This window comes from Curvibacter lanceolatus ATCC 14669, assembly GCF_000381265.1.
GTDB classification, from domain to species: Bacteria; Pseudomonadota; Gammaproteobacteria; order Burkholderiales; family Burkholderiaceae_C; genus Curvibacter; species Curvibacter lanceolatus.
In genome coordinates this window covers 182044-201339 of the sequence record NZ_KB906262.1, presented here as the reverse complement: position 1 = coordinate 201339, position 19296 = coordinate 182044, and the positions used below count along the sequence as shown (strand labels likewise).

Genomic DNA, 19296 nt, shown 5'->3' with positions numbered 1-19296 from the left:
ATCACTCACCCACCTCAGAAAGAGAGACCTCATGACCACTTTTCACGCCGTTGTCTGGCTGGACCATTCCGAAGCCCATGTGCTGATGTTCGACCGAGAGCATGTGGAAGCCCAGCGCGTCAAGTCGCGCAGCCACCACAAACACCAGGGCAAGACCGTCGACGATGTGGCCTTCTACGCCACCATCGCCGAAGCCCTGGCGGGCACCCGCGAAGTGCTGCTGACCGGCCCCGGCCTGGCCCGCACCAACTTCCGTGACTGGTGCAACAGCCACCAGAAGGCCATTGCCGGTGTGATCGTCGACTCGATCGCCGCCGACCACCCCACCGACGCCCAACTGGTGGCCCTGGCCCGCCAGTACTTCAAGAAGTTCGACAACTTGGCCGCAGACCCCTCGGTGGCCTGAAACCCGCGCGGCCCGATGCGCTGCGCCCCTGACCCAGCCCCCGTCGCCCACCGGCCCGGGGGCTTTTTTCATTGAAACAATTTCTTTCAATTTCGATTTCTGCGCGGAATGTCACACTGGGCGCAGGAAGTTGCGAGCCTGAGGGGATCGAGACGCGGAGGGTGTTTCGATAATTCCCACTGCTCACTTCGGTCATCGCCGACATGCCTCCCAACACCCGCCCGACCCCCTTCCGATACACCGTGCTGCTGACCGCCGCGTGGGCTCTGAGCGCTTGCCAGAGCCCGCCCCCGGCCCCGGCGCCCACGCCCCTGGCACCCCGGGTCTACAGCGGCCCGACACTGGCCGTGGCGCAATCGCCACGCGGGGTTCAGATCTTCCTGCCCAGCTCAGCGCTGTTTCAGACCGGCCAGGCCAGCCTGAACCCAGCCGAGGCGGCCCCCTACCTGAGCCGTGTGGCCGATCTGCTGCTGCACAAGACCGAGCACCCGGTGGTGCTGGAAGGCCACACCGACAGCACCGGCTCGGACGCTACCAACCAGGCCCTGTCCGAAGCCCGCGCGCAAACCGTGCGGCGCGAACTGATCGCCCTGGGCGTGCCCGAGCAACGATTGAAGACCGAGGCTTATTCGTACAAGCGCCCGGTCGCGTCCAACGCCACCGAAGAGGGGCGGCGCCTGAACCGGCGCGTCGAGGTGCTGGTGCTGGACGAGCAACTCGACACCCTGACCCGAGGTGAGGCCCCCAACGCCTTCGAATCGGCCTGGGACCGGCTCAAATCCATGATCGACCAGGGCCTGGTGCGCCCGGCAGCCGCCTCATGATGCCGACCACCCCACGCGATCGCCTGCCCCGCCGCAGCCTGGGCACCGCGGTGCTGGGCCTGGCGCTCATGGCCCGCACGGCCAACGCCGCCCCCAAGCCTTCGACGCCGGCCCCCGCCACCACCCCAAGCAAACCCATCGGCAACCCCGTGCCCCGGGTGGCCCTGGCGCTGGGCGGTGGATCGGCGCGCGGCTTTGCCCACATCGGCGTGCTCAAGGCCCTGGACGAGGCGGGCTACCGCGCCGATGCCGTGGCAGGCACCAGCGCCGGAGCCCTGATCGGCGCCTGCTACGCCGCCGGCATGAGCCCCTGGCAGATCGAGGAGATTGCGCTCAAGGTGCGCGACCTGGACGTGGCCGACCTGAGCGCTGCCAACAAACGCGGCCTGTTTGCCGGCGAGGCCTTGCAAAAGCTGGTCAATGAGCAACTCCGCCAGCAGCCCATCGAGCGCTTTCGCATCCCCTTCTGTGCCGTGACCACCCAGTTGGTCAGCGGCGAGCTGCTGGCCCTGAAAAGCGGCGACGCCGGTTTGGCCGTGCGCGCCTCCTGTGCCATCCCGGGCGTGTTCGTGCCCGCCATGGTGAATGGTCAGGAGCTGGTCGACGGCGGCCTGGTCAGCCCGCTGCCGGTGCAGCAGGCGCGCCAACTGGGCGCCGATTTCGTGATTGCGGTGGACGTGAGCACACCACCGCGCAACAACACCGGCGCCGGCCTGTACGAGGTGATCCTGCAATCGTTCGAGATCATGGGCCGGGCCCTGATCCAACTGGAGGCCAGGCAGGCCGATCTGGTGATCCGGCCCGACACCAGCCGTTTCAGCAGCACCGACTTCCAGTCGCGGCGCGAGATGATCCAGGCCGGCTACGAGGCCGGTCGCCGGGCCCTGCCCGAGCTGGCCCGCCGCCTGCCGGGCAAGGCCCGGACGGGCTGAGCCGCACCGCCCGGCGCCGGGGCTGCTATCCTCCGGCGCCATGAAAAGCCTGTTCCACCTCGCCTACAACGTCACCGACCTGGACACGGCGCGTCGCTTCTATGGCGACGTGCTGGGTTGCCGCGAAGGGCGCAGCACCGCCACCTGGGTGGATTTCGATTTCTTCGGCCACCAGATCTCGCTGCACCTGGGCACCCCGTTTGCCACCGCACCCACCGGCCACGTGGGTGACAAGCTGGTGCCCATGCCACACCTGGGGGTGATCCTGGAAACCCCCGACTGGCAAGCCCTGGCCGCCCGGCTGCAGGCCGCAGGCACCGCGTTCGTGCTGCCGCCCCAGCTGCGCTTTGAAGGCCAGCCCGGACAGCAGTGGACGATGTTCTTCTGCGACCCCTTCGGCAACCCGATCGAGGTCAAGGGCTTCGACTCACTGGACTCGGTCTACGAAAGCTGAGCCGTGACCAGCTACACATTCACCTCGGCCACCATCTTGCTGCTGCTGATCACCGATCCGCTGGGCAACATCCCGATCTTCGCCAGCGCCCTGCGCAACGTGCCGCCCAGCCGCCGGCCCTGGGTCATCGTGCGCGAGGTGGCGATTGCCTTCGGCCTGCTGCTGAGCTTCATGTTCATGGGCGAGGGCTTTCTGCGCCAGATGAACCTGAGCGATCTGGCCCTGCAACTGGCCGGCGCGGTGGTGCTGTTCCTGATCGCGCTGCGCATGATCTTCCCCAGTGCCCGCGAGGCCGGCAGCCCGCTGCCCGAGGGCGAACCCCTGATCGTGCCGCTGGCCATCCCCGCCCTGGCCGGCCCCTCGGCCCTGGCCACCGTGCTGCTGCTGGTGTCACAGGCGCCCGAGCGGCGCCTGGAGTGGGTGGGCGCCCTGAGCGTGACCATGGCGGTGTGCGCCGTGGTGCTGGTGCTGGCCGACCGCATCCAGCGCCTGGTGGGCGAGCGGGTGGTGCTGGCTTTTGAGCGATTGATGGGGCTGATCCTGGTGGCGGTGTCGGTGGAGATGCTGCTGCGGGGGTTGAAGGTGTTGGTGCCGCAGCTGCTGCGGGGGTGAGGGTGCGGGGTGCTGTGCCTTCTCCACTCGTTGGGGGTTCTTTGCTGCCGCTGCGCTCTGTTCCTTTTGCTCTTTGTTGAAGGGCGGAGGCCGGGGGTTCGTCCCGGCGGCCGAGGCACTTTTCTTTGCTTCGCCAAAGAAAAGTACCCAAAAGAAAGGCGACCCGAAGTCAGGGCCACTTCGTGGTTCCCTGCGCTGCCCCACGGGGCAAACGGGATCGGGAGCGGGCGAGCTTGCGAGCGCACTGACGAAATCGGCAGTGCCGGTGCATTCAGCAACACTGGTAGGTAGTTGTGTGATTTGTCGGGCAGAGCACTGATGCCCCCGCGCTGCTACGCAGCCGCGCCCTCCGATTGAAACAACACGGCGCCGCTGCGCAGCAGCAGCCGTCGGTTCCCGATCCCCACCTCCCGTCGGGCACGGCGAGCAGCGCAGACTTGGGCGGAAAAAGGGCTCGCGTCTGTTTGAGCGCAGCGAGTTTAGCGAGACCCCGCCCAAGTTGAGCAGCGCAGCGGACCCTGCGCAGCAGGGCGTGCACGTCGGGTCGCCTTTCTTTGCTTACTTTCTTTGGCGAAGCAAAGAAAGTGAGGCGCCCGCCGGGGCGCAATCCCGGCCTCCGACCTCAAACGAAGAGCAGAACGAACAGAGCGCAGCGGCAACACAGAACCCACAACCAGTGGCCAAGGCACCAGCCCCAGGTTGGCCACCACCCATGCGCCCTGACCGCCAAGTCAGCCCTCCACCTCCACCACCTTCTGGTCAATAGCCCCAAACAAACTCACCCCATTGCGCCCCTTCATCTCGATGCGGATGGTGTCCCCATACTTCATGAACGCGGTGCTCGGCTTGCCGTTCTGAATCGTCTCAATGCAGCGCTTCTCGGCAATGCAGCTGTAGCCCTTAGGCCACTCGGTGCGACCCTGGGCGTCGGTCACGCCCTGGTTGCTCACCGTGCCGCTGCCCACGATCGTGCCGGCGCGCACGTTGCGGGTCTTGCAGATGTGGGCGATCAGCTGGCCGAAGTGGAAAGTCATCTCGGGGCCGGCCTCGCACTGGCCCACCTTGCGGCCGTTCCAGGTCGACTCCAGCGTCAGGTGCACACGGCCCTGGTCCCAGGCCTCGCCCAGTTCGTCGAGGGTGATGGCCACCGGGCTGAAGGCCGTGGCGGGCTTGCTCTGGAAGAAACCGAAGCCCTTGGCCAGCTCGGCCGGGATCAGGTTGCGCAGCGACACGTCGTTGGCCAGCATCACCAGGCGGATGCCGTCCAGCGCACGATCAGCCGGCGTGCCCATGGGCACGTCGCCGGTCACCACGGCGATCTCGGCCTCGAAATCGATGCCGAAGTCTTCGCTGGGCACCACCACATCGTCGCAGGGGCCGATGAAGTCATCGCTGCCGCCCTGGTACATCAAGGGGTCGGTGTAGAAGGTGGCCGGCACCTCGGCCTGGCGCGCCTTGCGCACCAGCTCAACGTGGTTGAGGTAGGCCGAGCCGTCGGCCCACTGGTAGGCGCGCGGCAGCGGGGCCATGCACTGCGCCGGGTCGAAGGGAAAGGCGTGGCGGGTCTTGCCCTGGTTGAGCTGCTCGTACAGGTCCTGCGACTGCGGGGCCAGGAAGTTCCAGTCGTCCAGCACCTGCTGCAGTCGCGTGGCGATGCCGGTCGCATAATGCGCGTTGCTCAGGTCACGCGACACGACGACCAGTTGGCCATCACGCGATCCGTCTTTGTAGGTGGCAAGTTTCATGGTGCGCGGGTCTCCGGCGTAGGGGTTGGCGGGGGCTGAGGGCCTTTTTGCGAGCACCCACCGCGCCGGCACAGGGCGCGTGGTTCAATCGGTTCAAGCCAAGGAAAGCAGCGGATTCTAGTGCGCACGGAACAGGAACAGGCCGGCCTTCAAGCCCATGCACGGCAGCGGCCCGAACGCAGCGGCCCCTCACGCCGGGCCCTGGTCGGCCTGACCGTGCTGGTGCTGGCCGTGCACGCCGCGCTGCTGTGGCAGGGCCGCAGCCTGTTGCCGGCGGGCGAAGGCCCGGGCACACGGGTGGCCGCCCTGCCCCTGCCCGTGTTCAGCACCCGGCGGGTGGAGGTGGCGGCCCCGGTCACGGCCGCGGGGGCCGTGGCCCATCCGACCCGGGTGATTCGGCGCCCGGCGCGCAGCATCCCGGCGCCCCAGGCCACCCGCCAAGCGGTCAACGACAGCCAGCCGGACCCGACCTCTGCGTTACCCGAATCCCCCAGCGATGCCCCGGCCTTGAGCGCCAGCCCGGACGCCACGGACCCGCCCCAGCCGCAGCCGGTGATCGGGCCGACGTCGGCCCCGGTGGCCAAGGCGCCCGAGGTCAGCCCGGCCACCGCAGAACACCGTACCCTGAGCGTCAAGGTGCCCCCGCCGATTCGCCTGAGCTATGCGGTCAAGGCCGAGGTCAAGCACCTGAACTACCAGGCCAACGGTGAAATGAGCTGGACCCACGATGGCAGCCAGTACGAGGCCCAGGCCTCGGTCAAGATGTTTCTGATCGGTGGGCGCAGCCAGACCAGCCGCGGCCGCATCACCGCGGCCGGCCTGGCCCCGACCCGCTTTGGCGACAAGGTGCGCAATGAACAGGCGGCCCACTTCGACGCGGAGCAGGGCAAGGTCACCTTCAGCGCCAACACCCCCGATGCGGTGCTGCTGCCCGGCATGCAGGACCGCCTGAGCGTGTTCATGCAACTGGCCTCGCTGGTGGCGGCCGAGCCGACCCAGTTCGGCCCCGGCACGCGCATCACCGTGCCCACGGTGGGCCCGCGCGACGCCGAGACCTGGGTGTTTGTGGTGGACGGCCCGGAAGAACTGGCCCTGGCGCAAGGCCCCTTGCCCACCCTCAAGATCACGCGCGCGCCGCGCACCGAGTTCGACACCCGCGTCGAGTTGTGGCTGGCACCCGGCATCCACTACCTGCCGGCACGCATCCGTATCACGCAGTCGCAGGGCGATTTCGTGGACCAGCAGCTGACCGGTGTGCTCACGCCCTGAGGCCAGCCCGGCCCTGTCCGGGTGTTGCTGAAAACCTGCAGTGCCCATGGATTTACGCAGATCTTGAAACTGGCACGGTCATTGCCATCTACCATGGGACTCAGAAGGAATCCATCTCATGCAAATGCTCTATGACTCCGACTCCTTTGTGGTGGTGCACCTGGTGCCCGACCTCGACCTGACCCCGGGCAGCGCCGAGGCACGGGAGCCCGCTGTGCCTCAATTGGCGCGGCATGGTTTCGAGATCGTGGACAAACGCTCGGGCAAAGAGGTGTACCTCGACGGCTCCTGGGCCGAGATGTTCCAGCAGATCATCCTGGGCTGGCAGCTCAACGCCCCCACCGAGGAAGAGGTGGAAAGCACGCTGGAGCGCTACTCCGGCCTGGCCCAGAACCCGGTGCTGGTGCACTGAACACCCCAGCATTCACCTGACCAGGCTCAGACCTGGCCGGGTTTCAGGCGCCGGTACAGGGCCCGGTACAGCGGCTCGACCAGCAGCAGCACGGCCACCAGGCGGCACACCTGGAAGGCGGTGACCACCGGCACGCCCAGTTGCAACACCTTGGCCGTGATCGACATCTCGGCAATGCCCCCAGGCGAGGTGCCCAGCACCATGGTGGCCGGGTGCAGGCCGGCGGCCCAGCCCAGCGCACAGGCAAAGCCGGCGCACAGCAGCACCATGGCGAAGGCGCCGAACACCACCGAGGCCATCCAGCGTGGCGCCGTGTGGATGAAGCCCGGCGTGAAGCGCACCCCCAGACTCACCCCGATCACCAGCTGCGCCGCATTCGACATCCACTGCGGCACCGCCGACAGCGTGTGCCCTGACATGGTGATGGCCGCAGACACCACCAGTGAGCCCAGAAACCAGGGGTTGGCGCGGCCCAGCCGGTGCATGACCAGCGCGCCCACACCGGTGGCCGCCCCCAGCAAGGCCAAACCAGCCCCATCAACGACCCGGGTGGTCGCAGGCATCTGATCCAGGCCATGCAGGCCGCTGAAGGTGAAGGCAAAAGGAATCAACACCGTGACGATCACCAGGCGCAGCGAATGGCTGGCGGCCACCAGTTCGGTGCGGGCCTGGGCGCGCTCGGCCAGCAAGGTCATCTCGGAAGCGCCCCCGATGGCCCCAGCAAAAAAGGTGGTGGCGCGCAAGGCCGGTTCATCCAGCCCGCTCAGCAAGGCGCGGTTGCGCAGGCAAAGCCACTGACCGAAGGCCCAGCCCAGGCCCAGCGCCCAGACAATGCCCAACACAATCGCCCACCACAGGCCCAGCACCAGGGCGGTGACCTCGGGCGTGAAATACAGGCCCAGCGCGGCGGCAATCGTCCACTGCCCCAGGTTGCGCAGCGGCGCCAGGCTCAGCGCCGGCGCCCCCAGCATGCTGGCCGCGGCCACCGACAAGAGGGGCCCCAGCATCCAGGGCAGGGGAATGTGCAGGGCCACAAAGGCCTGGGCAGTGAGCCAGGCCAGCAGCAGGGTCAGCGCGGCGCGCATGACGTCGTGGAGGCGGGTGGGCATACAGGCAGGCGAACAGAACAGAGACCAAACCCGGCCGGGCCAGAAGGCCATGCCTGTGGCATGCCGGAGTCGGGATAGTATGCGCGCATGCGTGTTTTCCCTTGTCTTGAACGCCCTCGCATCCGGGCATGGCTGGCGTGCTGCTTTGCCATGGCCGCCCTGCTGGGCTGTGCCAGCAGCTCGTCCGACCTGCCGGCGCGCCAGCTCTCCAGCCTGCTGCCGGCCGATGTGCTGCTGCTGGGCGAGCAGCACGATGCCCCGGCCCACCACCAATGGGAGCGCCAGGTGGTCGAAATCCTCGCGGTGCAGAACCGACTGTCCGCCCTGCTGCTCGAGATGGTCGATCAGGGCCACGACACCCGCGGCCTGCCCCGCAATGCCAAGGAGGCGCAGGTCAAGCAGGCGCTGCAATGGAACGACGCGGGCTGGCCCTGGGCCGACTACGCGCCAGCCATCATGGCGGCCGTAGAGGCCGGGGTGCCGGTGCTGGGCGCCAACCTGCCCCGCGAGCGCCAGCGGCACGCCATGAAAGACCTGAGCCTGGACCTGCGCCTGCTGCAGCCGGCGCTGGAGCGCCAGCGTGCCGCCATCCGCGACAGCCACTGCGGCCTGCTGGACGAGGCCCAGGTCGCCCCCATGACCCGCATCCAGATCGCGCGTGACCTGGCCATGGCCCAGGCCGTGATGAAGGCCCCGCGTCCGCCGAGCCGCACCGTGCTGCTGCTGGCCGGGGCGGGCCATGTGCTGCGCTCGGTGGGCATTCCGGCGCACCTGCCCGACGAGCTGAACACCCGCGTGCTGGTGGCCGCGGTGGAAGGCAGTGAGGTCGCGACGAGCTTGCGCCGCCCGGGCGGGTCGGCAGAGACCGATCTGCTGTGGGTCAGCCCACATCAGACCGAACGCGATCACTGCAGCGAGTTGCGCCAACGCATGCGACTGAACTGAGTCTCAAGCCGCGGGCGGATCCTCATAGCGCACCCGACCCACCACCCTGGGCGGGCGCAACCGGGTCTGCAGACGGTAAGTCCAAAGCCGTTGCGGCCAGGGTTTGTCGGCCAGGGCCTGGACCAGGGCCGGCTGGCCGTGGGGCACATCGTGCTCGCCCAGCGCCTGGCCCTGGGGCACCTGCGGAAACAGAGACACCAGATCGTTGCTCAGCGCCTGTCGCACGGCCAGCGGCGGATGACCACGCAGGCGTGCCGCCAGCACCGCCGCGAGACTGGGTTGATCGTCCCAGGCCAGGTGGGCCGACTGGGTGCAGCGCGGATTGAGTTCGATCAGCCAGGCGCGGTCGCTGCCCTTTTCGAGCATGAAATCCAGGCCATGCAAGCCCGTCAGCTGCAGATGGGCACAGAGCCGCTCCGCGGCGGCCGCCATGCCCGGATGACGGATGCGGCGCACCACCGTGGCATAGCCCGTGGAGCCGTGCGTCTCCACCGCCACCAGAGACAGCAGGGCCAGCACACGCCCCTGCTCACACAGCATCAAGGTGTTGGCGGGTTGTCCTTCGATGAAGCGCTGCACCAGCACTTGGCCACGCCCGGGCAGGCGCCGACTCCACCAGGCCAGGGGATCGCGCTCGACCACCAGTCGCCGCAGCAGGGCGCGCCAACTCAGCGAACGGGAGAAGGCCCGACAGGCCTGTTCCGCCTCAGCCAGGTCATTCACCACCCGCACACCAGCGCCGCCGAAGCTCAGGTCCCGTTTGAGCACGCTGCGGCCATGGCCTTCGCGGAACCAAAACAGCAGGTCCTGGGGCGAGTCAAGGTGGCGGTGCTCGGGCACGTCCAGCCCCAGCGACCGGGCCGTCACCAGCATTTGATGCCGCTGCAGCAGCGTGGCGTGTGCGGGGGCTGGGCCGATGGACTGCTCGATCAGGCTGCGCAGCACCGGCACCTGCTCATGCAGGGTGATCAGCTGAGCCACCACCTCGTCGTCGCAGGGCAGGATCATCCGGTAATCGTTCCCTGGCCCCAGCACAGCGCGCAGGCTGCCCAGGGAGTCGCGCATCGCGAAGTGCCAGCAGCGCCTCAGGCCCGGCACCTGCAGCACAGGATGGCCGGTTGGGCAGAGCACGTCAACCCGGCACCCCTGCTGAACCAAAGCCAGGGCGAGACGGGCCGCCGCGGGCCACCATTTGCCGGTGACCAGCAGGAGGGCAGGTTTTTTCAAGGTGACGAGGCTCCCCGGCGAAGATCGCCGGAGCCGGCGATGCATGCATGTTGGTGTAAGAATATGTTAATAAAATTATAAAGATGACCACCGGCCTTGACTGAGCCGGGGAACCAACTACCCATGGGAGTTCGATTGAGTTCAGTCACCGATGTCGATATCGCCGTCCTGGGTGCAGGCCCTTACGGTCTTTCACTGGCCGCCCACCTGCGCCCCACCCAACGGCGAATCAAGGTGTTCGGTCAGACCATGTCGTTCTGGCGGGATCACATGCCCCGGGGCATGTGCCTGAAGTCGGATGGTTTTGCTTCCAGCCTGTCGGCCCCGGGCGGGGGCTACCCCCTGCAGGCCTGGTGCCAGGCCCAGGGTGTGCCGTATGCCGACATGGGCCTGCCCGTCACGCTGGAAACGTTTTGTGACTATGCCGAAGCATTCCAGCGCAAGCTGGTGCCCGATGTCGACCCGACCCTGGTGCAATCGGTGACACAGCAGGGCGATCACTTCTCTCTGGCCCTCCCTGACGGAAGCACCGTGCAAGCGGGCCGCGTGGTGGTGGCCACCGGCATCAAGCCATTTGCTTACGTGCCGGAGGCCCTTCGCGGCTTGCCGGCCAGCCACCTGAGCCACAGCTCGCAGCACACCGACCTGAGCCTCTTCGCAGGTCGCCATGTGGCGGTGCTGGGTGGAGGGGCCTCCGCTGGCGACACGGCGGGGCTGTTGCAGATGGGCGGTGCCCGGGCCGAACTGGTGTCGCGCCACCCGGTTCGCTTTCACAACCCGCCAGCGGGCCCACGCTCGCTGGTGCAACGCCTGCGTCAGCCGGACTCGGGACTGGGCCCCGGGTGGAAATCGTTCATGTGCACGAACTTCCCGCTGGTCTTTCACGCCCTGCCAGAGTCCCTTCGACTGCGCGCGGTCGAGCGCCATCTGGGGCCTGCCCCGGGTTGGTTTGTGCGAGACCAGGTGCTGGGCAAACTGCCGGTGCACGAAGGCTGGCAGTTGCGCTCAGCCACCCTGGAGCAAGGCCAGGTGGTGCTGGAGTTTCTGGCAGCCGATGGCAGTCAACCCAGCTTGCGGGTCGATCATGTGATCGCGGCCACCGGCTACCGCAGCAACCTCGATCAACTGGCTTTTCTGGCCCCGTCGCTGCGCGAGCGCATCCGCACCGTGGCGCGTGCACCGGTGCTGGACCGCCATTTCCAATCGTCTGTTCCTGGCCTGTACTTTGCAGGGGCGATCGCAGCCAACAGCTTCGGCCCCTTGCTGCGGTTTGCCTACGGCGCAGACTTCGCCGCCCGCCGACTGGCTCGTGCCCTGGCCTGAGCGCCGCCTGGGCCTGCCCCCCCTTCAGTCCTTGAGGCGGGGCAGGATCTCGTGGCGGATCACATCAAGGGTGAGCGGCCCCGAAATCTGGAACACGATGCGCCCCTGAGGGTTCAGCACCCAGGTCTGGGGCGGTTTGCCACCGCCCAGGCGCCGCTGCAACTCGCCATCGGTATCGACCAGGGATGTCCAGTAAGGATTGCCGAAGTAAGCCAGGTAGTTGACGGCATCCTGGCTCTTGTCGCCGCCGTTCAGTCCGATCAACTGCTCAGCACGCCCATCGGCCCTGAGGGTGGCCGCCAGCGCCAGCATGTTGGGCGCCTCTTCGCGGCAAGACAGGCACCACGACGCCCACAGATGCACCACGCGCGACTGGCCACGCCACTGGGCCGGCCCCATGCGGGCTGCATCGGCCAGCTGCGGCAAGGCCAGCTCAGGCCAGGCTGGGGCCTGAGCTGATGACTCCTGCGCCTGCCAGGATTTGCGCAACTGGTAGCCCCCCGCCACCAGAAGCACCAACACCAGCAAACCAATGCCCCAGCGCACACGATGCGCCGTCGATGAAGTTCCCGAGTCCTTGCTCATGACATGTTCTCCTTTGCGGCGCCTTCTGGTAGGCCTGGCCCAGCCCGGTCACCCGGGGCCAGCTTCAGAGCCTGCAGCGCACTGGCAGGTATTTTGTATTTTCGGATCAGATCAAAGCAGTGGTCATCCCCTGACGCCATGAGCCCTCCCAGGCCGATCAATCACGTGGGCGTGCAAAGCCACGCCTACCCGCTCATCGATACCCGCTCGTCGTCGCGCCCGGTCGAGTGCTGCGACAATCCGGGGGTTATGACCAAAGCCTATATTCTCACCCTGTCCTGCCCCGACCGAACGGGGATTGTTCACGCCGTGTCCGGATTCCTGCTCGAACGGGGTGGCAACATCGAGGAAGCGGCGCAGTACAACGACCCGGCCACCGGCCTGTTCTTCATGCGCGTTCAGTTCGCCTGCGACACGTTGAACCACGACGAACTCAAGGCCCAGCTGACCCCGTTTGCCGACGGCTTCGCCATGAAATGGAGCCTGCACGCCACCTCCGAGCCCGTGCGCACCGTGCTGCTGGTGAGCAAGGAGGGCCACTGCCTGAACGACCTGCTGTTCCGCTGGAAGTCGGGCCTGCTGCCACTGGACATCCGCGCCATCATCAGCAACCACCGCGAGTTCTACCAGCTGGCCGCCAGCTACAACGTGCCCTTCCACCACATCCCCGTGACGGCCGCCACCAAGGCCCAGGCCGAGGCACGCCAGTTCGAGATCATCGAAGCCGAAGGCGCCGAACTGGTGGTGCTGGCGCGCTACATGCAGATCCTGAGCGACGACCTGTGCCGCAAGCTGGCCGGACGGGCGATCAACATCCACCACAGCTTCCTGCCCAGCTTCAAGGGTGCCAAGCCCTACTACCAGGCGCATGACCGTGGCGTGAAGCTGATCGGTGCCACCGCTCACTACGTGACGGCCGACCTCGACGAAGGCCCGATCATCGAACAGGACGTGGCCCGTGTGGACCACAGCCGCACGGTGGAAGACCTGACCGCCCTCGGCCGCGACACCGAGAGCCAGGTGCTGGCCCGTGCCGTGAAGTGGCACAGCGAACACCGCGTGTTGCTCAACGGTCACAAGACGGTGATCTTCAAGTAAACCGCCCGGCCCACTGGGCTGCTGACATGCGGCCCGCCAGGCCCAGGAACGACATGGACGAAGACAACCGCCCCAACGCCGGCAGCAACAAGGCCCAGCGGATCCCGCCCATCCAGTGCCTGCTCACCTTCGAGGCCCTGGCGCGCCTGCGCAGCGTGACCCAGGCCGCCGAAGAACTGTGCGTCACCCCGAGTGCGGTGAGCCACCGGGTGCGCCAGCTCGAACAGATCATCGGCACCAAGCTGTTCGGGCGGGCCGACTTCTCGCTGACCACAGAAGGCAGCGAATACCTGGCCCATGTGCGCGAAGGGCTGGACGCGCTGCAGAAGTTCCCGGGGGCCCCCGGGGTGAGCGGCAAGCGCAAGCTCAAGCTGGCGGTGACGCCCACATTTGCACGCTCCATCCTGATCCCGCGCCTGAAGCAGTTCACCGAGGCCTACCCTGAGATCGATCTGGCCCTGCACGTGTCGATCCCGCTGCTGGACGTGATTGCCGAGGACGCCGACCTGATCGTGCGCTTCGGCCCGGGGCGCTATGCCGACCTGGAGCACATCAAGCTGGCGGGTGACGACGTGACCCCCCTGGCCTCGCCCGCCTTTGTGCGCGAGCACGGCCCGTTCGACCGCCCCGAAGATCTGGAGGGCGTGCCCTTGCTGCGCAGCCCGCTGGAGCCCTGGCGCACCTGGTTCGCGGCCCACAACCTGGACTGGCCCGAGCCGGCCGAAGGCTCTCAATTCAACGACGTGGGCCTGATGTGCGACGCCGCCTCGGCCGGCATGGGCGTGGCCCTGGTGCGGCTCAAGCTGGGCCGTCCCTGGCTGGAGGCCGGCTCCCTGGTGCGGCTGTACGACCGCAACGTGACCAGCCCGCACGCGCACTACCTGTGCTGGCGCACCGGCTCGATGGACCGCTGGGAATGTTCTGCCTTTGCGGAGTGGTTGCGCAAAGCAATTCTGTGAATTGTTAGCCCCCACGGTCGTGCACTTCGTGTCACTCCCTGCCCCCCGAGGGGGCCGCAGGCCGCCTTGGGGCGGCCCGGCGCCGGCCTGGACTGTGAGCCCCCACGGTCGTGCATTCCGTGTCACTCCCTGCCCCCCGGAGGGGGCCGCAGGCCGCCTTGGGGCGGCCCGGCGCCGGCCTGACTCCTTCGTTGTAGGCTTGCTGGAGCCCCAAGGGGGCCTGTCGGCCCCCTCACTGCGTGTCACGCACGGCCCCCAGACGGGCCGCAGCCCACCTTCGGGCGGCCGGGCGGTGGGCTGGACTGTGCGCCCCCACGCTCCCCCACTTCGTGTGGTCGCTGCCCCCCCGGAGGGGCCGCAGGCCGCCTTGGGGCGGCCCGGCGCCGGCCTGGACTGTGAGCCCCCACGGTCGTGCACTCCGTGTCACTCCCTGCCCCCCGGGGGGCCGCAGGCCGCCTTGGGGCGGCCCGGCGCCGGCCTGACCTCTTCGTTGAAGGCTGGCTGAATTCAGAAGGGGGCCTGACGGCCCGCTCACTTTGTGTCGCTCCTGCTTGCGGCCGCGGGGCACGGACGCTCTTCGCTTCACGGGCTGGCTGACCAGCGGCGATGGGCGGTCAGGGGGGGCTTTCGCCTGCTGGGAGGTGAGCACGCAGACAGCAACAAAAAACACCTTGCGAATCTCCCAAACCCTGTTTGGGCACAAGGCTTACAGCCGAAGTACATGGCTGATTTTTTATTACTTTTCTCAGTTCTGTGCGCGACACGAAGGGCTGGGGTGGCTGTTGGAAATTGGGTGGCTGGCGTGGCCTGAGGAGGGCTGGCGCCATTCATCGACTTTCTCATGAGGTACCCCATGAAAGCATTTCCCTGGATCGCGTCCTACCCCGAAGGGGCCCGTTGGGACATGGCCCTGTCGCCGCGGCGCGTCGATCAACTGCTGAGCGATGCGGCCCGCCGCTGGCCCGCCCAGCCGGCGCTGGATTTCCAGGGCCGACGCATGAGCTACCAGGAGCTGGACCGCCGGGTGGATGAGCTGGCCGCCGGTCTGCAATACCTGGGCGTGGGGCCCGGCGTGCACGTGGGGCTGTACCTGCCCAACACCCCGCACTATGTGGTGAGCTTCTTTGCCGTGCTGCGCGCGGGCGGCACCGTGGTCAACTACTCGCCGCTGGACGCGCGCAACACCATTGCCCACAAGATCGAAGACAGCGAGACCGATCTGCTGTTCACGCTCGATCTGCCGGCCCTGTACGGACAGGTGCATGACCTGCCGGGCCAGACCCGGCTGCGCCACCTGCTGGTGGGCTCGCTGGACGACTTTGGCGCCGACGAGGCAACAGCCGACGCCCACCTGCGTCAAGATGCCCCCTATGTGCCCACGGCGGGGCCCCAGGTCTTGCGTTACGCCGCCTTGTTCCGCCAGGGCGCACGGCCGGTGCGCTCGGCCGGGGCCGGCGGGCTCGATGAGATCGCGGTGCTGCAATACACCGGCGGCACCACCGGCCACCCCAAGGGCGCAATGCTGAGCCACGCCAACCTGAGCGCGGCAACCGACCAGGTGAGCGAAGTCAGCTCGCTGAGCGGCGAACAGCTCAAGCCCGGCCAGGAACGGATGCTGGTGGCCCTGCCCCTGTTCCATGTGTACGCCATGGTGGTCAACCTGCTGATGGGCGTGAAACTGGGGGCCGAGCTGGTGCTGGTGCTCAAGTTCGACCCCGGCCAGATCCTGCACGACATCGCCACCAAGCGCATCAGCTGCTTTCCGGGCGTGCCCACCATGTTCACCGCCCTGGTCAACCACCCCGATGCCGCCCGCTACGACCTGCATTCGCTCAAGACCTGCGCCTCGGGTGGCGCCCCGCTGCCGGTCGAGCTGCTGCACCAGTTCGAGGCCATGAGCCACTGCATGCTGTCCGAGGGCTGGGGCATGACCGAGACCAGCTCGATCGGCACCTTCACCCCCACCACCGGCCTGCGCAAGCCCGGTGCCTGCGGCATCCCCTCGCCCCAGGTCGAGATCCGCATCCTGCGGCTGGGTGGCCACGATGAACCCGTGCCCGTGGGCGAGATCGGCGAGATCGTGATCGCCGGCCCCCAGGTGATGCAGGGCTACTGGAAGAACCCCCAGGCCACGCGCGACAGCTTCACCGCCGACGGCTTCTTCCGCACCGGTGACGTGGGTCGTCTGGACGCGGACGGCTTTCTGACCCTGGTCGACCGCAGCAAGGACATGCTGCTGTGCAGCGGCTTCAATGTCTACCCGCGGGTGATCGAAGAGGCCATCTACACCCACCCACGGGTGCGCGAAGTGATGGTGATCGGGCAGGACGACCCCTACCGCGGCCAGTCGCCCAAGGCCTACGTCAGCCTGCGCCAGGCCGGCGACACCTTGACGCTCGAAGAACTGCAGGCCTATCTGCGCGACCACCTGGGCAAGCACGAGATGGTGCAGGCCCTGGAGCTGCGCGCCGAACTGCCCAAGACCGCCGTGGGCAAGCTCTCCAAGCAGATGCTGCGCGAAGAGCTGACCCAGCGCCCCTAAGCCGATCCACCCCGGACTCCGGCCCCCCGCACAACCGGGGCAGCCGCCCTCCGCCCTCACTCACAGGAGCTCTTTTGCCCAATATCTTTTCCTGGCGTACCTCGCTCTCGCCCTGGTCACCCCAACCTGTTGATGGCCCGCCACCGGCCTGGCTGGCCATGATCGAAGGGCGCGCCTTCATCGAAGCCAGTACCATCCCGCTGGCCCTGCCCTGGCTGCTGCAGCGCGTGCCGCGTGGTGACGGCCACGCCGTGCTGGTGATGCCGGGCCTGATGGCCTCCGACGCCTCCACCCGCCCGCTGCGGCAGTTTCTGAAGCGCCTGGGCTACCAGGCGCGCGGCTGGGGCCAGGGTCGCAACCTGGGCCCACGCCCCGGCGTGCAGGAGGGCCTGTGCGAACGCCTGCAGCAGATGCACCGCGACAGCGGGGGCAAGGTCAGCCTGATCGGCTGGAGCCTGGGCGGCCTGTTCGCCCGCGAACTGGCCCGCCAGGAGCCCGAATTGACGCGCCAGGTGATGAGCCTGGGCAGCCCGCTGTATGGCACGCCCGGCGCCGACTCCAACCCCCTGGTGTGGCAGATCTACAAGCAGTTCAACGAAACCCGTCCGGAGCACATCAAGTCCTTCCGCGGCGACTGCGCCCCGCCCGTGCCCACCACCTCGATCTACTCGCGCGGCGACAGCGTGGTGGCCTGGGCGGCCTCGGTCGAGCACGACAGCGACGCCACCGACAACATCGAGATCAACAGCGCCAGCCACCTGGGCCTGGGCTTCAACCCCCTGGTCTGGTACGCGGTGGGCGACCGCCTGGCCCAGGCCGAAGACAACTGGCAGAAGTTCGACCCGCCGCCGCCCGAGCGCTGGCTGTTTCCACGCCGATTGCCCTCGCGCTGAAGCCGACCCGACCCCTCGCCAGCCTCCCCCAAAAAACCAAGCTCATCCCTCCAACCCATCCAACCGGAGACCCCCATGGATCACCTGAGCGGCCTAGACGCCACCTTTCTTCATGTTGAAAGTCCCGAAACCCCGATGCATGTGGCCTCGCTGCACGTCCTCGACCTGCCCGAGGGCTACCAGGGCGACTACTGCGAAGACGTGCGCCACCACCTGCAGGAGCGCCAGCACCTGGCCGACCTGCTGACCCGTCGGCTGGCCCTGATGCCCTTCGACATGTCCGACCCGGTGTGGGTGCGTGACGACGACATCGACTGGGACTACCACGTGCGCCCCATCACCCTGCCCTCACCGGGCAGCAACGCCCAGCTGCAGGCCCTGGTGGCCCGGCTGCATTCCTCGCTGCTGGACCGCAGCCGCCCGCTGTGGGAGGTGGCCGTGATCACCGGCCTCAAGAGCGGCCAGGTGGCGCTGTACCTCAAGGTGCACCACTGCGGCATCGACGGCCAGTCGGGCGTGGCCCTGGGCAACGCCCTGTTTGACCGGGTGGCCAGTGGCCGGGTGGTTCCCGCTCCGCTGCCGCGCCCGCCGGCACGCCAGCGCGACCTGGGGGTGGCCGAACTGGCCGCCGCGGCGCTCAAGAACACCGGGCGCCAGTACCTCAAGCTGCTGCGCATGACCCCCAGCATGGCCCGCGCCGCCAAGACCGTGCTGCTGCCCACCCCGGGCGAGGACGGCAAACGCAGTTGGCGTCTGCCAAAAAGCCTGCAACTGCTGGCGCCCCGTACCCCGTTCAACGTCACCATCACCAACCAGCGCTCTTTTGCCGCCCGCACCGTGCCGCTGGCCGAAGTCAAATACATGGCCAAGCACCTGGGGGGCTCGGTCAATGATGTGGTGATGGCCACCACCTCGGGCGCCCTGCGCCGCTACCTGACCGAGCTGGGCTGCCTGCCCGACAAGTCCCTCACCGCGGCCGTTCCGGTCAGCCTGCGCACACCGGGTGACAGCCGGGCCAACAACCAGGTCAGCATGATGGTGGTGCCGCTGTGCACCCAGGAAGGCGACCGCGCCCAGCGCTTCCATGCCATCCACGACGCGGCCCAGGCCAACAAGGGGGTGATGGGCCAGATCAAGGCGGCCATCCCCACCGACTACCCCATCTTCGCGGCACCCTGGCTGATCTCGGGCCTCAACACCATGCTGGCGCGCTCCAAGCTCATCAACCAATTGCCGCCCCTGGCCAATGTGGTGATCTCGAACGTGGCGGGCATCCAGGACCCCCTCTACTGCGCGGGCGCCCGCGTGGTCTGCTACTACCCCTTGTCCATCCCCACCCATGGCATGGCCCTGAACGTGACGGTGCAAAGCTACAACGGCCGGGTGGACTATGGGCTGATCGCCTGCCGCCAGGCCGTGCCCCAGATCCACGAGCTGGCCGACTTTGTGCTGGAGGAGCACCAGCAGCTGCTGGCGCTGGCCCGCCAGGCTGAAGCCAACGGCGGCAAGCCAGTGGTTTCAGCGGCACCCGCCAAAGCCACAGACAAGACCGCCTTGCCCCGCAAGAGCGCCTCGGCCGCCCCCACCGGCCCCAGTCAGGATGCGGCGCAAGCTGACGCAGCGAAGGCCTCGCCAGCGCCCGCCCCGCGGCGCAGCAGAACCACCGCCATCAGCAAGCCAGCGGCTGCATCCAGCCCGGCCCCCACGGCCGCACGCAGCCGCACGCCCCGCCCGGCCGCCAAGGCCCGCAGCCTGGCTGCAGTCGCTACGCCGGCCGCGGCCAAACGCCCGGCCAGCCCCCGCAGCCGTGCCGCAGCGGCAAAAACCACGGTGGCCCCAGGCACCACCACGGGCACCGCGACCAGCCCAGCCGTTGCAGACAGCGGCAGCAGCACCTCGCCCACCCCGGCGAGCGCCAGCGCCGCGACCAGCGCTGCCTGAAGCCCCTTCGCCCTTGCCTG

18 protein-coding genes are annotated in these 19296 nt (G+C 67.9%); 14 read left to right on the top strand and 4 right to left on the bottom strand.

What is annotated here, in order from left to right:
* The first annotated feature begins 31 nt into the window (after positions 1–31).
* From F624_RS0118455 to F624_RS0118435, 5 genes are all read left to right on the top strand, one after another.
* A complete protein-coding gene (locus F624_RS0118455) occupies positions 32–406 on the top strand; it encodes a hypothetical protein (RefSeq protein WP_019575821.1) in 375 nt (124 codons plus the stop codon).
* 203 nt (positions 407–609) lie between these two features.
* Positions 610–1230: an OmpA family protein gene (locus F624_RS33510; protein WP_019575820.1), complete on the top strand. Its 621-nt coding sequence runs from the start codon at positions 610–612 to the stop codon at positions 1228–1230.
* Positions 1227–2162 (top strand): patatin-like phospholipase family protein, encoded by a 936-nt coding sequence (locus F624_RS0118445; RefSeq protein WP_019575819.1) that lies wholly within the window; start codon positions 1227–1229, stop codon positions 2160–2162. The genes F624_RS33510 and F624_RS0118445 overlap by 4 nt, the downstream gene beginning before the upstream one ends.
* Positions 2163–2202: 40 nt before the next feature.
* Positions 2203–2616: a VOC family protein gene (locus tag F624_RS0118440; protein ID WP_019575818.1), complete on the top strand. Its 414-nt coding sequence runs from the start codon at positions 2203–2205 to the stop codon at positions 2614–2616.
* Between the two features lie 3 nt (positions 2617–2619).
* Complete coding sequence (locus F624_RS0118435; protein ID WP_019575817.1) at positions 2620–3228, top strand: MarC family protein; 609 nt, start codon at positions 2620–2622, stop codon at positions 3226–3228.
* A gap of 731 nt (positions 3229–3959) precedes the next feature.
* Here the strand turns inward: F624_RS0118435 and F624_RS0118430 are convergent.
* Complete coding sequence (locus F624_RS0118430; protein WP_019575816.1) at positions 3960–4973, bottom strand: fumarylacetoacetate hydrolase family protein; 1014 nt, start codon at positions 4971–4973, stop codon at positions 3960–3962.
* Between the two features lie 120 nt (positions 4974–5093).
* On the opposite strand from F624_RS0118430, the gene F624_RS32635 reads away from it, so the two are divergent.
* Positions 5094–6242: a DUF3108 domain-containing protein gene (locus F624_RS32635; RefSeq protein ID WP_019575815.1), complete on the top strand. Its 1149-nt coding sequence runs from the start codon at positions 5094–5096 to the stop codon at positions 6240–6242.
* A 118-nt stretch (positions 6243–6360) separates the two neighbouring features.
* Positions 6361–6654: a BTH_I0359 family protein gene (locus F624_RS0118420; RefSeq protein ID WP_019575814.1), complete on the top strand. Its 294-nt coding sequence runs from the start codon at positions 6361–6363 to the stop codon at positions 6652–6654.
* Positions 6655–6680: 26 nt separating this feature from the next.
* Here the strand turns inward: F624_RS0118420 and F624_RS0118415 are convergent, their stop codons facing one another.
* Positions 6681–7763 (bottom strand): AbrB family transcriptional regulator, encoded by a 1083-nt coding sequence (locus F624_RS0118415; protein WP_019575813.1) that lies wholly within the window; start codon positions 7761–7763, stop codon positions 6681–6683.
* 150 nt (positions 7764–7913) lie between these two features.
* On the opposite strand from F624_RS0118415, the gene F624_RS0118410 reads away from it, so the two are divergent.
* The gene (locus F624_RS0118410; protein WP_019575812.1) at positions 7914–8708 is read left to right on the top strand and encodes a ChaN family lipoprotein; all 795 of its coding nucleotides are present in this window, start codon (positions 7914–7916) and stop codon (positions 8706–8708) included.
* A 3-nt stretch (positions 8709–8711) separates the two neighbouring features.
* Here F624_RS0118410 and F624_RS0118405 read toward each other — a convergent pair whose 3' ends face one another.
* A complete protein-coding gene (locus F624_RS0118405) occupies positions 8712–9773 on the bottom strand; it encodes an ATP-grasp domain-containing protein (RefSeq protein ID WP_169426631.1) in 1062 nt (353 codons plus the stop codon).
* 297 nt (positions 9774–10070) lie between these two features.
* Between F624_RS0118405 and F624_RS0118400 the strand changes: the two genes are divergently transcribed.
* Entirely contained in the window at positions 10071–11258 is a 1188-nt protein-coding gene (locus F624_RS0118400; protein WP_019575810.1) for an NAD(P)-binding domain-containing protein, read from the top strand.
* A gap of 24 nt (positions 11259–11282) precedes the next feature.
* Here F624_RS0118400 and F624_RS0118395 read toward each other — a convergent pair whose 3' ends face one another.
* The gene (locus tag F624_RS0118395; RefSeq protein ID WP_157443512.1) at positions 11283–11843 is read right to left on the bottom strand and encodes a thioredoxin domain-containing protein; all 561 of its coding nucleotides are present in this window, start codon (positions 11841–11843) and stop codon (positions 11283–11285) included.
* Positions 11844–12092: 249 nt separating this feature from the next.
* Between F624_RS0118395 and purU the strand changes: the two genes are divergently transcribed.
* From purU to F624_RS32630, 5 genes are all read left to right on the top strand, one after another.
* Complete coding sequence (gene purU / locus F624_RS0118390) at positions 12093–12941, top strand: formyltetrahydrofolate deformylase (protein ID WP_031255468.1); 849 nt, start codon at positions 12093–12095, stop codon at positions 12939–12941.
* 53 nt (positions 12942–12994) lie between these two features.
* Complete coding sequence (locus F624_RS0118385) at positions 12995–13900, top strand: LysR substrate-binding domain-containing protein (RefSeq protein WP_019575807.1); 906 nt, start codon at positions 12995–12997, stop codon at positions 13898–13900.
* An 853-nt stretch (positions 13901–14753) separates the two neighbouring features.
* On the top strand, positions 14754–16442 hold the full coding sequence (locus F624_RS0118380; protein ID WP_019575806.1) for a long-chain-fatty-acid--CoA ligase: 1689 nt from the start codon (positions 14754–14756) through the stop codon (positions 16440–16442).
* Positions 16443–16516: 74 nt separating this feature from the next.
* A complete protein-coding gene (locus F624_RS0118375; protein ID WP_245573674.1) occupies positions 16517–17335 on the top strand; it encodes an esterase/lipase family protein in 819 nt (272 codons plus the stop codon).
* A gap of 75 nt (positions 17336–17410) precedes the next feature.
* On the top strand, positions 17411–19276 hold the full coding sequence (locus tag F624_RS32630; protein ID WP_084679556.1) for a WS/DGAT/MGAT family O-acyltransferase: 1866 nt from the start codon (positions 17411–17413) through the stop codon (positions 19274–19276).
* The last annotated feature ends 20 nt before the right edge of the window (positions 19277–19296 follow it).

Excerpts from the sequence above, each read along its gene's own strand:
- F624_RS0118455 (WP_019575821.1), top strand. The coding sequence starts at position 32 with ATGACCACTTTTCACGCCGTTGTCTGGCTGGACCATTCCGAAGCCCAT.
- F624_RS33510 (WP_019575820.1), top strand. The coding sequence starts at position 610 with ATGCCTCCCAACACCCGCCCGACCCCCTTCCGATACACCGTGCTGCTG.
- F624_RS0118445 (WP_019575819.1), top strand. The coding sequence starts at position 1,227 with ATGATGCCGACCACCCCACGCGATCGCCTGCCCCGCCGCAGCCTGGGC.
- F624_RS0118440 (WP_019575818.1), top strand. The coding sequence starts at position 2,203 with ATGAAAAGCCTGTTCCACCTCGCCTACAACGTCACCGACCTGGACACG.
- F624_RS0118430 (WP_019575816.1), bottom strand. The coding sequence starts at position 4,973 with ATGAAACTTGCCACCTACAAAGACGGATCGCGTGATGGCCAACTGGTC.
- F624_RS0118420 (WP_019575814.1), top strand. The coding sequence starts at position 6,361 with ATGCAAATGCTCTATGACTCCGACTCCTTTGTGGTGGTGCACCTGGTG.
- F624_RS0118415 (WP_019575813.1), bottom strand. The coding sequence starts at position 7,763 with ATGCCCACCCGCCTCCACGACGTCATGCGCGCCGCGCTGACCCTGCTG.
- F624_RS0118410 (WP_019575812.1), top strand. The coding sequence starts at position 7,914 with ATGGCCGCCCTGCTGGGCTGTGCCAGCAGCTCGTCCGACCTGCCGGCG.
- F624_RS0118405 (WP_169426631.1), bottom strand. The coding sequence starts at position 9,773 with ATGCGCGACTCCCTGGGCAGCCTGCGCGCTGTGCTGGGGCCAGGGAAC.
- F624_RS0118395 (WP_157443512.1), bottom strand. The coding sequence starts at position 11,843 with ATGAGCAAGGACTCGGGAACTTCATCGACGGCGCATCGTGTGCGCTGG.
- purU (WP_031255468.1), top strand. The coding sequence starts at position 12,093 with ATGACCAAAGCCTATATTCTCACCCTGTCCTGCCCCGACCGAACGGGG.
- F624_RS0118385 (WP_019575807.1), top strand. The coding sequence starts at position 12,995 with ATGGACGAAGACAACCGCCCCAACGCCGGCAGCAACAAGGCCCAGCGG.
- F624_RS0118380 (WP_019575806.1), top strand. The coding sequence starts at position 14,754 with ATGAAAGCATTTCCCTGGATCGCGTCCTACCCCGAAGGGGCCCGTTGG.
- F624_RS32630 (WP_084679556.1), top strand. The coding sequence starts at position 17,411 with ATGGATCACCTGAGCGGCCTAGACGCCACCTTTCTTCATGTTGAAAGT.